This is a genomic window from uncultured Intestinimonas sp., from assembly GCF_944387725.1.
Taxonomy (GTDB): domain Bacteria; phylum Bacillota; class Clostridia; order Oscillospirales; family Oscillospiraceae; genus Intestinimonas.
Map to the genome: position 1 here is coordinate 1 of NZ_CALXGA010000059.1, position 13,479 is coordinate 13,479.

General features: G+C 65.8%; 10 protein-coding genes, 1 other RNA gene and 1 pseudogene. 5 read left to right on the top strand and 7 right to left on the bottom strand.

From position 1 onward, the window contains the following. Positions 1 to 160: 160 nt before the first annotated feature. The gene (locus tag Q0K09_RS08485) at positions 161 to 2,821 is read right to left on the bottom strand and encodes a transglycosylase domain-containing protein (RefSeq protein ID WP_294475266.1); all 2,661 of its coding nucleotides are present in this window, start codon (positions 2,819 to 2,821) and stop codon (positions 161 to 163) included. 354 nt (positions 2,822 to 3,175) lie between these two features. Here Q0K09_RS08485 and Q0K09_RS08490 point away from each other — a divergent pair, with 354 nt between their 5' ends. Both Q0K09_RS08490 and ssrS read left to right on the top strand, forming a co-directional pair. Beyond that, a complete protein-coding gene (locus tag Q0K09_RS08490; RefSeq protein WP_294475268.1) occupies positions 3,176 to 3,481 on the top strand; it encodes a DUF1292 domain-containing protein in 306 nt (101 codons plus the stop codon). 5 nt (positions 3,482 to 3,486) lie between these two features. Further along, positions 3,487 to 3,690: non-coding RNA, 6S RNA (gene ssrS, locus Q0K09_RS08495), on the top strand. Positions 3,691 to 3,784: 94 nt separating this feature from the next. Here ssrS and Q0K09_RS08500 read toward each other — a convergent pair. Continuing rightward, on the bottom strand, positions 3,785 to 4,663 hold the full coding sequence (locus Q0K09_RS08500; RefSeq protein ID WP_294475270.1) for an amidohydrolase family protein: 879 nt from the start codon (positions 4,661 to 4,663) through the stop codon (positions 3,785 to 3,787). Positions 4,664 to 4,688: 25 nt separating this feature from the next. Then, positions 4,689 to 5,573 carry an Hsp33 family molecular chaperone HslO gene (gene hslO, locus Q0K09_RS08505; RefSeq protein ID WP_294475273.1) on the bottom strand — a complete coding sequence of 295 codons (885 nt, stop codon included), beginning with the start codon at positions 5,571 to 5,573 and terminating at the stop codon, positions 4,689 to 4,691. A gap of 482 nt (positions 5,574 to 6,055) precedes the next feature. Here hslO and Q0K09_RS08510 point away from each other — a divergent pair, with 482 nt between their 5' ends. The 3 genes and pseudogenes from Q0K09_RS08510 to Q0K09_RS08515 all read left to right on the top strand — a co-directional run bounded on the left by Q0K09_RS08510 (position 6,056) and on the right by Q0K09_RS08515 (position 8,679). Next, entirely contained in the window at positions 6,056 to 7,768 is a 1,713-nt protein-coding gene (locus tag Q0K09_RS08510) for a FapA family protein (RefSeq protein ID WP_294475275.1), read from the top strand. Between the two features lie 116 nt (positions 7,769 to 7,884). Beyond that, positions 7,885 to 8,160 (top strand): annotated as a pseudogene (locus tag Q0K09_RS10815) (chemotaxis protein CheX); the annotation flags it as partial. 150 nt (positions 8,161 to 8,310) lie between these two features. Continuing rightward, positions 8,311 to 8,679: a response regulator gene (locus Q0K09_RS08515; RefSeq protein ID WP_294475277.1), complete on the top strand. Its 369-nt coding sequence runs from the start codon at positions 8,311 to 8,313 to the stop codon at positions 8,677 to 8,679. Between the two features lie 73 nt (positions 8,680 to 8,752). On the opposite strand, the gene trmB is transcribed toward Q0K09_RS08515, so the two are convergent. The 4 genes from trmB to Q0K09_RS08535 form a co-directional block, all read right to left on the bottom strand. Next, positions 8,753 to 9,436, bottom strand: coding sequence for a tRNA (guanosine(46)-N7)-methyltransferase TrmB (gene trmB / locus Q0K09_RS08520; RefSeq protein WP_294475280.1), 684 nt, complete (start codon positions 9,434 to 9,436; stop codon positions 8,753 to 8,755). A 269-nt stretch (positions 9,437 to 9,705) separates the two neighbouring features. Further along, entirely contained in the window at positions 9,706 to 11,967 is a 2,262-nt protein-coding gene (locus Q0K09_RS08525) for a transglutaminase-like domain-containing protein (protein WP_294475281.1), read from the bottom strand. After that, a complete protein-coding gene (locus tag Q0K09_RS08530) occupies positions 11,964 to 12,953 on the bottom strand; it encodes a DUF58 domain-containing protein (protein ID WP_294475282.1) in 990 nt (329 codons plus the stop codon). Before Q0K09_RS08530 ends, Q0K09_RS08525 begins: the two co-directional genes overlap by 4 nt. Positions 12,954 to 12,958: 5 nt before the next feature. Then, on the bottom strand, positions 12,959 to 13,479 hold a 521-nt coding region (locus tag Q0K09_RS08535), incomplete at its 5' end, for a MoxR family ATPase (protein WP_294475285.1).

Genomic DNA, 13,479 nt, shown 5'->3' on the forward strand with positions numbered 1-13,479 from the left:
CCATCACCCGTCCTTAGTTTACCACCTATTCCACCTCCTCGCTATTTCTATTTTCTAACTTGATGGAGTACTAGTGCTCCACCAAGCCGGAAACTCACATTTTCCTTTCGGCGGAATTTCCGCGTAACTTCGTTATCGTCCTTGGTGGGCTGACGCCCCATCAGGCGGCGGGGAGGAAGGGCTCCTCACTGAAGACAGGCGGGGTCACCACCGCCGGCGGGGAGGAAGGGCTTACCGCTTCCGAGGGGAGCGGGGTGGTAACCGGCGTCTCCAGGGCGGGTGGCTCGGTGGGGAGGCCGGGGGTGGAGGCCGCCGGCGGTTCTTCGCTCACCGACACGGCCCCCTCCGGCCAGGTGGACTGGTCGAAGGGATTGAAGCGGTTGAAGTCCTCGATGGTGGCGAAGGCCTCCGGCCCCGGCCAGGTGGCGGGGTTATAGGGGTCAATCACCAGGGGGGCGGAGGGCTCTGGCTCCGGTGCGGTGGTGTGGACGCTGCAGTAGGCGGCATCCCCCAGAGATTCCAGGTAGCCGGTGGTGTACTGGCTGTCCCGCACGTTCACCGCAGCGGCGGCCCCCTCCCGGGTCAGATTCGGAATTCCCACCATTCTCCGGGTGTCCTCGGGGCAGAACTCCCCTGCCAGATGGTACATGCCGTTGGAGGCCCCGTTGGCGTCCAGGATGGGGGCGGCGGAACAGATCTCCTGCTCCACGTGGACGTTGCAGCTCTCGGTGGGCTCGCCGCCCCGAACAAAGGTCATGGAGACGGTCCGGTCTCCCCGGACATCGTTGACGCAGGCGTCGGTGGGGCGCAGGCCGCTGTCGGCGCAGACGCTGGTGGTCACCAGGCCGGCGGAGGGCTCGGGGAAGCTCCGGTTTTCCAGCCCCTCATGGATGGAGCTCATGACCATGCGCCAGGTGTTGGCGGAGGTCTGCTGGAGAGAGGAGGACATCCGCTCCGGGGTGTCGTAGCCGCTCCAGACCGCCGCGGTGTAGTAGGGGCTGTAGCCCACAAAGTAGAGGTCCCGGCGGGCGGAAGTGGTGCCGGTCTTTCCAGCGATGGTCATGCCGCTGAAGCTGGCCCGGGTGCCGGTGCCGGAGGAGATGACGCTCCGCAGCATGGTGTTGATATACCAGGCGGTGGAGTCCTTCATGGCGGCGTGGGACTCCTGGACGTTGTCCAGCAGGATGGTGACCACGCCGGTGTGCTGGTCCACCTGCTCCACCCGGGTGTAGGTCCGGGGCTCGATATAGAGCCCGCCTCGGGGGAAGGCGGCGTAGGCGGCGGCCATCTCCAGGGTGGTGATGCCGTTGGTGAGGCCGCCCAGGGCCATCTGGGCCAGGCCGATGTCGGAATAGGGCGTGCCGTTGATCTCCTCCTGGACCACCAGATGCTCGGTGCTGAAGCCCAGGTTGTTCACTAGGAAGTCAAAGGCCACCTGGGGGCTGGTGTAGTAGCCCAAAACCTTGACGGCGACGGTGTTGATGGAGTCCTCCACGGCGGTATAGACATCGGTGAGGCCCCGGTAATAGCCCACGGCGTTCACCGGCCAGGCGGAGCCCCCCTCCCCGTCGAAGCTGTAGGGGGAGTCGTCGATGACGGTGGCGGGGGTGATGACCCCCAGGTCCAGGGCGGGGGCGTAGACGGCGATGGGTTTGATGGCCGATCCGGGCTGCCGCAGGGACTGGGTGGCCCGGTTGGTCAGCAGGCTTCCGGTCTTTTCCCCCACGCCGCCGGCCAGGGCCACCACATTGCCCGTGGCGTTGTCGATGACGGTGATGGCCGACTGGAGCTGCTGACCGCTGGAGGAGGGGGCGTCAAAGTTGCTCAAATCCTCGTAGACGGCGTCCACCTTGGCCTGGATGTTGGGGTCCTGGGTACAGTAGATGGTCAGTCCGCCGTTGTAGACCATCTGAGAGGCATAGACCCGGGACCATCCGTAGGTCTCCTGGAGGTCGGAGATGACGTCCAGAATGAGCTGGTCCTCAAAGTAGGAGTAGGCGGAGGTGGAGGTGGCGCCCTGTTCCCCGCCCGCAAAGACCAGCTCCTCCGCCACGGCGGCGTCGTACTGAGGCTGGGTGATGTAGCCCTGGTCCAGCATCTCGTAGAGGATGGTCTCCTGCCGGCGCTTGTTCTCCGAGCGGGTGTAGTCAGAGATGTAGGGGTCGTAGCGGGAGGGGTTGTTGGTGATGCCGATGAGGCTGGCGCACTCGGCTAGGCTTAGCTCAGATACCGGCTTGCCGAAGTAGGTCAGGGCGGCGGTGCCCACGCCGTAGCAGCCCTCCCCCAGGTAGATGTGATTGAGGTACATCACCAGGATGTCCTCCTTGGAGTAGTTTCGCTCAAACTCCAGGGCCCGAAAAATTTCCAAAATTTTCCGCTTCACCGTCACCTCGTCGTTCTGGGTCATGTTTTTGATGAGCTGCTGGGTGATGGTGGAGCCGCCGTAGGTGTCCCGCATCCCCAAAAACATGTTGAGGAAGGCGCCGGCGGTCCGCTTCCAGTCCACGCCGTCGTGGGTCCAGAAGCGCTGGTCCTCAATGGCCACCAGGGCGTTGATGAGGTCTGCGGGGATCTCATCATAGTCCACCAGCACCCGGTTCTCCTCCCCGTAGAGGGTCCGCAGCTCCACTGCCGTCCCGGTGTCCGGGTCGGTATAGTAGATGGTGGAGGAGAGGTTCATGGAGTAGGCGGTGGCATCCACCGTATCCTGGGGCAGGATGACGGTCTGGATATAGGTGGCCGCGAAGCAGGCCAGAATGGCGCAGGTGGTGATGCCGATGAGGAACAGGGTGCCCAGCACCTTCAAAATGGTCTTGATCACCGCGCCGGCGCTCCTCCGGCGGCGTTTCCGGCGCCGGGGCGCCTCTCCGCTGGGTGGGTTGGTACGGGTTGTCTCTGCCAATGGTAATACCTCCGTTCCCGGCGTACAGCTGTACGGTCCTTTCCGGGGCTTGGAGCGGCTCCGCCGGCGCGGCGGAGCCGCCCCAGCTTTTGGGGGCCGCAGGGCCCTAGCAGACCACATTATATTAGAAAACCACCAGTTTGTCCACCCTAAAAAATTACAGATTATGGTGATTTAGTCAGAGCGTAAAAATTTGGCGTGTCCCTCTCTTGCTTTTTTTCTCTTTACAGGGTACAATAGGGAAGAAGAATAGGAAGGGCGGTGCCAATCCCCATGAGCGACGAGTACGGCGGAAATTTTGTCACGCTCACCGACGAGGACGGCAATGAGATCGAGCTGGAGCACCTGGACACCATAGAATGTGACGGCGCGGTCTATATGGCCTTCTTCCCCGTGGAGGAGGCCGATGAAAATGGCGACGCCCCCCAGGAGGAGGACGAGGAGGCCGGGCTCATCCTCTTGAAGGTGGTGGAGGTGGACGGCGAGGAGCAGCTTGCCACCCTGGAGGACGAGGACGAGCTGGAGCGGGTCTACCAGCAGTTCCTGGAGTCCCTGTTCGACGAGGAAGACGAGTCATAACCAACCCTCTCCTGCTCGGTGCGTGATGGTACCTTTTTAAACCCACATTTTTTAAACGGGATGCCAGAACTCGGACCGTGGCTTGCAGGCCTCCCGGCCCTCCCTTGAGGAGGGGCTGGAAGTTGGAAGCAGTAAAGCGGCCCGGAGGCAACCCACCTGCCATTTCGTGCAGGTTTTAATTAGGGCCACACGGCCAGAGCGGGAGACCTGATAACAACTGTCCCGCCTCCGCCCTTGGGCGGAGGCGGGTTTGTTTTACGCGCAGGCGCGGCGGACCCGCCGCGCCTCTTTGCTGGCTGGCTTTTAACACTCTGCTTTCTGCGTTCCGGCCTCCAGACCCAGGAGGGCTGCGGCGTTCCCGCCCAGGATGGCGGTCCGCTCTGAAGGAGTGAGGCCGGGCAGGTCCCGGAGCCAGGCGATGCTCTCAGCCTGTCCTGTCCAGGGGCTGTCGGTGCCGAAGAGAATCCGCCGGGCCCCGAAGGCCCGGACCAGGGCCAAAAACGTCTCCCCGCTCAGGAGAGCCAGCGCCTCCGGGCCCTCCTGCCCGCCGTCCAGGAGGGCCATAGCGCCGGTGGAGAAGGAGGTGTCCAGATAGACGCTGGTGCCGGCCAGGAGCTCCGCCACATGCTCCCACTGCTTCCAGCCACCCATGTGGGCCAGCACCAGACGGACGGGGCCAGCCTGGTCCACCGCCCGGCGGGCGGCCTCCGGGGCGCAAAAGTCCAGGTCCGGGTAGCCCACGTCGATGCCGGTGTGAGTGACTGCGATGAGGTCCAGTTCCCCGGCACGGTCCAGAATCCGCAGATAGCGGGGGTCATCCAGGGGGACGCGCTGGTAGACGGGGTGGAGCTTGATCCCCCGGAGGCCCAGCCCGGCTGCCCGGGCCAGCTCGTTCCGCCAGTCCGGGTAGTCCGGGTGGATGCAGGCGAAGGAGAGGAGGCCGGCCTTTCCCCAGTCCTGGTTGAGCCGGGCGGCGGCGTCGTTGACGTGGGGGACCTGCCCAGGGGAGGTGGCCACCGGCAGCACCACGGAGCGGTCCACCCCGGCCCGGGCCATGGAGGCGGCCAGGCCGGCGGCGGTGCCGTCGGTGAGGGGCCGGAGGCGGCTGATGCCGCTGAGCTTATCCAGGGCGGCGCCGGCCATTTTGTCCGGGAAGGTGTGGGTGTGAAAGTCGATGACCATGGTGGGTCCCTTCTGTCTGGAAAGCTCAGTCCTTGGTGGCGGCGGTCAGCAGCTCCTCCAGCTCCTCCCTGGAGAAGTGGTAGACCTTGTCGCAGAACTGGCAGGTGAGATCGGCGTGGCCCTCCTTGTCAATCATGTCCCGAAGCTCGGCTTTCCCCAGGCTGATGATGGCCTGGGAGACCCGGTCCCGGCTGCAATAGCACTTGTAGGCCACCGGGGTGCGCTCCAGAAGTTCGGGCTCCATGCCCGCCAGGAGCCGCTCCAGCATCTGGGCGGCGTCGGATCCCTGGTGGAGGACATCGGTGACGGGGCCCAGCCGCCGGACGGCCTCCTCCAGGGCGCCGATGACGCCGTCCGGGGCCCCGGGGAGGAGCTGGAGCAGATAGCCTCCGGCGCAGAGCACCGACTGGTCGGTGTCCACCAGAACGCCCAGGCCGCAGGCGGTGGGAATCTGCTCGCTGACGGCGAAATAGGAGGTGAGGTCCTCGGCGATCTCCCCGCTGACCAGGGGGACGGAGCCCACATAGGGCTCCTTGAGCCCCAGATCCTTGATGACGGTGAGGAAGCCGTCAGTCCCCACGGCGGCGCCCACGTCCAGCTTAGCGGGGCCCTTCCGGGGCAGGTCCACCTGGCCGTTCTGGAGATAGCCCCGGACGTTGCCCGCGCAGTCGGACACGGCGGTGATGGCGCCCAGGGGGCCGCCCCCCTTGATGCGCAGGGTCACAGAGCCCTGCTCCTCCTTCAGCCCCGCCCCCAGCATGGAGCAGCCCATGAGGGTCCGGCCCAGGGCGGCGGTGGCCACCGGCCAGGTGTGGTGAATCTGCCGGGCACGCTCCACCAGGTCCCGGCCGGTGATGGCCATGGCCTTGACAAAGCCGTCGGCCGTCATCATGCGTACAATCTCGTCCATAGGGTCTTCTCGTTCCTTTCGCGCAGAATTCAAGAGATACGATTCCCCAAGCCTTCTCTACAGCTCTGGGAGGACGCACAGTAAATATCATTATAACACGTTTTGCCTATCTGTGTAAAAAATCTTTTGATTATCCCGAAAAGTCCTTGAAATAAGGGTATTCCGAGGGATTGCAGACCTTAATTTATTACCAAATTACTACGATCGGAAAGAACCTTGCTATGCTGCTGCAATCCACGGCAGACAGGTCCCCGCCGCTGACAGGCGGCGCCCATAGGCACATCAGAGTGAAAACAGAATATCGAACCGTACAGACGGCGTTTCTTATTTCCAACATGTTTTCGCAGACGGAGTAAATTTCGTTTGGGGCGCATGTAAATTTCGTTGGCCCCCTTGTTTTCCGAGTAAATTTGCGGTAAAATAAAAACAAGAAGGGGCGGAGGCATATCTCCGCATCAAAAATGAGGGAGGTGCCTGCAAACATGAAGGAGAATGGCTTATTTGCTTGGCTGCGCCGGGGGAAATCTCAGGCAGCGGACGCCACGCCTTCCTCTGACGCCGGGCGCGGCGAGACTTCAGAGGCGGTTGGGTCCGTACCCCAGGCGCCCCCTGCGGTCCCCCTGGACCTGGACCTGCCCCCCAAGCACCCGCTGTATTGGCTCTGGGAGTTTCGGAACGCGGAAGTGGGCGGACAGCCTCCGCCCCGGCTGTCCCTGTCCCCGGACGGGGGGCCTTCGCCCCTGGACACGGGGACGGCCGGCGAGGAACTGACGCGGCTGAGGCGCTGTCTCACGCAGACGGCCCAGGCCCGGATGCAGAAGGCCGCGTCCCAGTCAAAGGACGGGACGGTCCCCAGCATGGACGCCGAAGTGGTGGTCTATCTCCCCCGGGACCGGCTCTCGGCCTGGATCGTGGCCTATCCCCCCACCGGGGAGGGCCAGGAGCTGACCCGGTCCCTGCTGGACAAAGCCCTGGCCGAAGCCAACGTGGTCTTTGGACTGGACCAGGCGCTGCTGGACCGCCTGCCCAGCCAGCCGGACCGCTATTTCCACCTCCTCCTGGCCGCCCGCGGCGTTGCCCCCGCAGATGGGGAGGACGGCAGGATTGTGGACTGCTTCCCCCGCAAGAGCGAGCGAAAGTTTGTGGTGAACGCTCAGAATGAGGTGGACTACACCACCTTGAATCTGGTGAACAACGTCAGTGAGGGGGCGACCATCTGCCAGATTATCCCCCCTACCAGCGGGACGCCGGGCGTCTCGGTGCGGGGGGAACCCCTCCCGGCCAGGGATGGGAAAAAGCCCGAGGTGCCCCGGGGCCGCAACACCAAGCTGTCGGAGGACGGCTCCCGCCTGGTGGCAGTCTCCAGCGGCCATGTGGAGTTTACGGGCCGCTGCTTTGAGATTCAGCGCGTCCTGGACATCGCCGGAGATGTGGACTACTCCACGGGAAACCTGAACTATCTGGGGGATATCCACATCCACGGAGACGTCCGAAGCGGCTTCACTGTGCGGGCCATGGGAAGCGTCAGGGTGGACGGCGTGATTGAGGATACCTCTGTGGAGGCCGGCGGCGACCTGATCGTAGGCGAGGGCGTTCAGGGCAACGGCAAGGCCATCCTCCGGTGCCACCAAAATATTTACGCAAAATATCTGGAAAATTGCAGCGTATACGTCAGAGGAGACCTGTACAGCGACTGTGTCGTAAACTGCGAGATGTACTGCGACGGCGCGGTCCATGTCACCACCGGCAGGGGCGTCATCATCGGCGGCAGCACCCACTCCGCCAGCGATGTGCAGGCCAACATCGTCGGGGCCCGAACCGAGGTGCGGACTGTGGTAACCCTGGGCGGGCAGCCCTGCGAGGATTATGAGCGAAATGAGGTTTTACGCGAAATCCAGGAGATGGAGCGCGACAGAGAGAAAACCGAGCGGCAGCCGGACAGTCCGGCCAAGCAAAAACGGATGTCCGACCTGCGATTGAAAGCCGCCATCAACCAGATGAAGCTGGAGAAGTACAAGCAGCGGCTGGCCCAGCGCCAGGAGCAGCCGCAGTCCGACCAGGGGAGCGGCTGCCTGCGATCCAAGATAGTCTATCCAGGGACGGTGGTCACCATCGACGGCTTTACACAGGTGGTGGCGCAGGAGGTCCGGGCCTGCACCGCAGTTTTGATGAACGAGGAGGTACGTTTTGTATAGGCAGCCGTTCGGAACCCAACGAGAGGATGACAGGAATGCCAGCTTTATTGTCCCAGGAATTGTTTCAGAGTGTGGCTGACCATGCCTTGCAGGATGTGATGCCTCAGATGGCTGGAATGACCCTGACAAAAGGAGAGACGCCGCCCAACGGCGAGATCTATACCGTGCGGACGGTGTTCGAGGGGGAACCTCAGACTGGGCTGTCCCTGTGCGCGGACGCCTCTGTATTCCGCCGCCTGACCCAGCATATCACGGGTCAGGAGCAGGTCAGCATAGAGGAACTGGCGGACGCGGCGAAGGAATTGTTCAACGTGTTCTGCGGGCATGTGGCTGTGGATTTATTTCACGCGACAAAACAAAAATTCCGTTTTCAGGTCCCACAGTTCTACAAGGGGCGGAAAATTCCAGACGGGCACCAGTGCCTATTTGAACTCAATTATTGCGGCAAAGAAGACGAGCGGGTACAGGTAATCCGCCATGCCCAAACCGCTCCGGACCTCAAGGCCCCGGAAGCGCACAATGGAAAGGAGAGAAAACACGCTATGCCGACGAAACTGATGGTCGTGGATGACTCCAAAATGGTCCATCTTGAGATGTTAAAGCTGCTGGAGGGCACGGACTATGAGGTGGTTTCGTTTTGCCAGGACGGCGAATCCGCCATTGAGGAGTACAAGCGGGTCCGCCCTGACCTGGTCACCATGGACATTCTCATGCCGGGTATGGACGGACTGGAGGCGGCCCGTGACATCCTGAAGGAGGACCCCAGCGCCCGGATTGTGATGGTCTCCTCCCTGGCCTACGATGACACGTTCAACGAGGCGTCTCAGATTGGGACCAAGGGCTTCCTCTATAAGCCCTTCAGCCAGAAGACTCTGCTGGAGGCCCTGGAAAAGGCGCTCCAGGATAGCTGAATCCCCCTCAATCAGGCCACAAAAAGGCGGCAGACATGATGTCTGCCGCCTTTTTGTGACTCGGGGCGGCGCCTCAACCCGCCCCGGGAGCCTCCGGGTCCGTCCTGGCCCGGGGCGGCTCCTCCTGGTGGAGCTTGACCGCCACACAGCGGTGAATTGGGATGCCCAGGCTGTGGAATTTCTCCTCGTAGTCGGTCATGATCCCCTGGACGCAGTGGGCGTGGAGGTCCCGGGTAACCTCCCGCAGCTCATAGCCCGCCCGGGGAAATTGGAATAGGGACCACTCGAAGAGGTCCCGGTTGTCGGTCTTGAAGTGGATCTCCCCGCCGTCCCGGAGCACCCTCCGGTAGAGGTCCAGGAAGTTGGGATGGGTGAGCCGCCGCTTGGCGTGGCGGTTGGTGGGCCAGGGGTCACAGAAGTTGATATAGATGCGCTCCACCTCGTCCGGGGCGAAGTAGTCGGGGAGCCGGGCGGCGTCGGCGTCGATGAAGCAGACGTTGCCGAGCTCCATGGCCTGGGCCCGCTCCATGGCCATCACCATGGCGTCGGGGACCCGCTCCACCGCCACCAGCAGCACTCCGGGCTCCCGGGCGGCGGTCTCGCAGGTGAACCGCCCTTTGCCGCAGCCCAGCTCCAGCCGCAGTCCACAGCCCGGCGGCATCCGCTCCCGCCATCGGCCCCGCCAGAGCTCCGGGTCCTTCACCTGATAGGCCGCGCACCGCTCCATCCGAGGGATGAGATTGGGTTTCTTCCGCATACGCATAGGGACAGCTTCCTCCTTGACAGCGAATTCCGGGACGAAAATAACAATAATTGCCGTAAAAAGCCGTACATCTCCGCGAACCCAAGGCAACGCCGCACAAAGATTGTGCGTCAGATGCACCAGCAGGCGGAGTACAAAGCCGTTCGGTGCTCTTTGCGCGGCGTTGCCTCAGGCGGCTCATGGGCAGAGTGATATCCAGCTGGGCATCAAATCGCTCCTTTGGAGTTTGGTCATCCAACCGTTTTCTGAGCGCTGCATGGATCTCACCAGCGCCCCCAAATCAGGCGGAAGACGGGCCGCTTCCAGGCCGGAAGGGCGGCGGCGGTCCGCCGGACCTCCTCCTGGACCCGCTCCAGGGCGGCCCGGCGCTCGTCCTCCGTGAGGGTGTGGGGGCTGAACCGGGCCTTCCGGGCCAGGCCGGTCACCTCCGGGTCCTCCCGTCCGCCCCAGGGAGTCAGCCGCAGCAGGTCCCCATAGGCCGTCAGCACCGCCCGGTTGGTGTCGGGGCCCTCCAGGCGCCGCCGGTGGCGGTACAGGAGTCCCCACCGGACCATGGCGCCCAGACCCAGGGCGGCCAGGAGCAGGCCCAGGGTCCAGATCAGAACCTGGTCAGCCGCCAGGCCCGCCGGTCCGGCGGGCCCCGCCGGGCCGCTGTCCGGGTCTGGCATGGGGGAGGCCTCCGGGGCCTCTGTGGGCACCGGCGTGGGGGCGGCCTCCGGGGTGGGAGTAGGCGTGGGCGTGGGGCCGGCGCTCTCCTCCGGGGCGTCGGTCCCCAGACCGCTGTAGCCCGGGGTCATCTCCACGGGATACCAGCCGTAGCCCGGCAGATAGACCTCTACCCAGGCGTGGGCGTTCTCGTCGGTGACATTCACCTGGCCCGACTCCGGCACCGTGACGGCAAAGCCGCTGACATACCGGGTGGGAATCCCCATGGTGCGCAGAATCAGAGCCCCGGCGCTGGCGTAGTGCATACAGTAGCCCCGCTGGGTCTCATTAAGGAAGTAGTCCACAAAGTCGGCCCCCTCCGGCATGGCCGCCACATCGGGGTCATACTCGGTGGTGGCCGCCAGCATGGCCCGCACCGCCCAGGCCTGGAACAGGGTGTTCCGGTAGCGCTCACTGGAGCGGAAGAGGGCCGCTGACGCCGGGTCCTCCCCGTCCAGCAGCAGGTTGTCCCCCGTCACGCTCTGGAGCAGCCGCTCCTCCCACCGGGCCAGGGTATTGAAAAAGTCCTCCGGGACCTCCAGATAGTGCCGGTAAACAAAGTCCCGGTAGATCTCCTCGGCCTCTGCGGCGGTCCCGGTGAGGCGGGTCATGTCCCACCAGGGCCCCGCGTCTGGGCGGTAGTAGAGGGTGTGGCGGCGGCTCCCCAGGCTCTGGGACAGGTAGGAGTCCTCCACAAAGGCGGCCCCCGCTACCTCGTCGGCGTCGGTAAGGAGGTAGTAGGGCAGGTAGAGGCAGCCCCCCGGCGCCCCCAGGTTCTCCACCGTGACGGGATACCAGGCCGCGTCCGGGGCCGTGAGGGCGGGGAAGTTCAGGGGCTCATACCCCCCGGGGAGCTCCCCCAGATCCTGGTAGACCTCCTCGTCCAGGTCCACCCAGGTGTCCCCGGTATAGACCCCGGCAGACCGGCCCCGGAGGTAGGTCCAGCCGGGGAGGCCGGTGTCCACCTGCAGCAGGGTCCGGCCGGAGTAGCGCAGGGGCCCTGCCCCGGCCAGGTTGATGACGGAGCTGGAGCCCGCCCCGGAGAAGAAGCTGGGCAGGAAGTCCGGCACAAGGGAGCCCCAGTCCGCCGAGCGAAGGGCATACTGGGCGCGCTGCGCCCACTGGGGATAGACGTAGGACGCCTGAGGCTGGGCCAGGGTCAGCAGGCCGAAGGCCGCGGCCAGGGCGGGGACTGCCGCCAGGGTCAGACGGGCCCCGGCCCGGCGGTCCGCCCGGGCGCTGAGGGAGGAGAGGAACATGGCGCACCAGCAGACCAGCAGGCTCAGGAAGGCGGGCCAGGCCGGCAGCCGGTTCACCAGGAAGGCGGGGAGCAGCAGGGGGCAGGTCAGGGCCAGGACCAGCCAGTGGGACCGAAGGCGGACCACCGCCCACCCCAGAAGCAGGGCCAGCATGGTCAGCACCAGCAGCAGGAAGGCGGTCTCTTCCGCCCCGCCCTCCGCCAGGAGGGCGGCGGCCTCCTCCGAGGGGCTCCAGGCCCCCTGGGAGAGGACCTCCGCCAGCCGGTACTGAATACAGCGGGTCCCAAAGAGGAGGTCCGCCCGCCTGGGCCAGACTGCCAGGGCCAGGGCGGCCAGGAGGCCCAGCTGGGCCGCCCAGCGGAACCGGGGCAGGGAGAAGACGGTCAGAGACAGAAGGGCCAGGAGGATACAGCCTGCCAGGAGGATGCGGGGGTCGGCCTCCAGACCGTAGGCGGTGAGGAGGGAGAAGGCCGCCCCCGTCAGAGCCAGAAGGAGCAGCAGCCCGTCCCCCACCCGGACCAGCGGGCCCCGGGGCGAAGTATGGGAGGCTTGACGCTTCATGGGGACACCTCCCTCTGGGGCTCCAGCCGGACCCGCTGTTCCCCGGCGGGCGGGGCCTCCGTCAGGTCCAGGCCGGACGCCGGGGCGGGGTCGGACAGGACGGCCTCCAGGCACCGCTCCAGCCCCCGGAGGTCCTCCACCCGGAAGTCCCGGATTTCCCCGGTCACCGGATGGGCCCAGCGGACCCGGTGGGGCCGTCCGGCCTCCAGCAGGGCCCGGCAGCAGCTGTTGAGCCGGTCCAGGGTTCGCTCCACCTCCTCCGCCGGGCCAAAGTGGGGGAAGGTTACCACGAATTCCCGTCGCTGGGGCTCTAGAGTCTCCCGGACCACCAGCTCGTCCCGCTTGGAGGAGAGCTTCCAGTGGACGCTGCGGAGGGGGTCTCCCGCCCGGTAGGGGCGCAGGTCGTAGTCCTCACCCGGCCCTCCGCCGGGCCGGGGACGGAGGGGGCCCCCCTGGGTCCCCTTGCCCCAGTCCTCCGGCAGGGGAAAGGGCTCCGTCCGGGGCAGCACCAGCAGGGCCGCTGGGGCCGGGGGGCGCAGGGGCAGGGCGAAAATCCCCAGGCCGTCCAGCAGCCGGACCCGCAGGACCCGGCAGGTCAGACGGCCGCAGCGGCCGGTAGGGGTCTCCAGGCGGTGCTCCGGCCCCTGCTCCCCCTCCAAGGCGCCAGCCAGGACCAGCCGGCTGTCCTCCGCCTCCCCGGTGAGGGCGTTTTCCAGGTGCAGGCGGAGAACGGCCCGGGACACCGGCAGCCAGCTCCGCCCCTGGAGGGTCACCAGGAACCCGGCCGGCTCCCCCCGCTCCACGGCGGCGGGACGGGCCAGAACCTCCGCCCGGCAGCCCAGCAGGGGCAGGGTCAGCCCCAGGGAGACCAGGGGCAGGAGCAGCATGGCCCACAGGAGAAAGTGGGCTAGATAGCCCACGTCAAAGATCTGAAACAGCAGGGCGGCCAGAAGGGCCGCCCCGTAGAGGACGCGGCGGCGGGCCACGGCGGCTACCGCAGGCGGGGGGGCTGGACGGTCCGAAGCACATCCCCCACAGGGTCCTGTCCCTCCCGGACCCCGGGGGCCAGGAGGAGGCGGTGGGTCACAACGTCCCGGAAGAGCCCGGCGACATCCTCAGGGATCACATAGTCCCGGCCCTGGACCAGGGCGGCGGCCCGGCTCACCGCCGCCACCGCCAGGGTGGCTCGCGGGCTCCCGCCCTGGACGATGAGGGGGTGGTCCCGGGTGGCCCCCACCAGCCGGACGATGTAATCCAGAACCTCGTCGGAGAGGTAGACGGCGTCAGCCGCCCGGCAGAGCCCCTCCAGCTCCGCCTGGCCGGCCACCTGCCGGACCCCCTCCATGGGAAGGCCGGAACGCCGGCGGCGCAGGAGCTCCAGCTCGTCCTCGGGGCTGGGGTAGCCCAGGGTGAGCCGCAGCAGGAAGCGGTCCAGCTGGGAGTCGGGCAGGGGCTGGGTGCCGGAGGCCCCCGCCGGGTTCTGGGTGGCGATGACCAGGAAGGGCCGGGGCA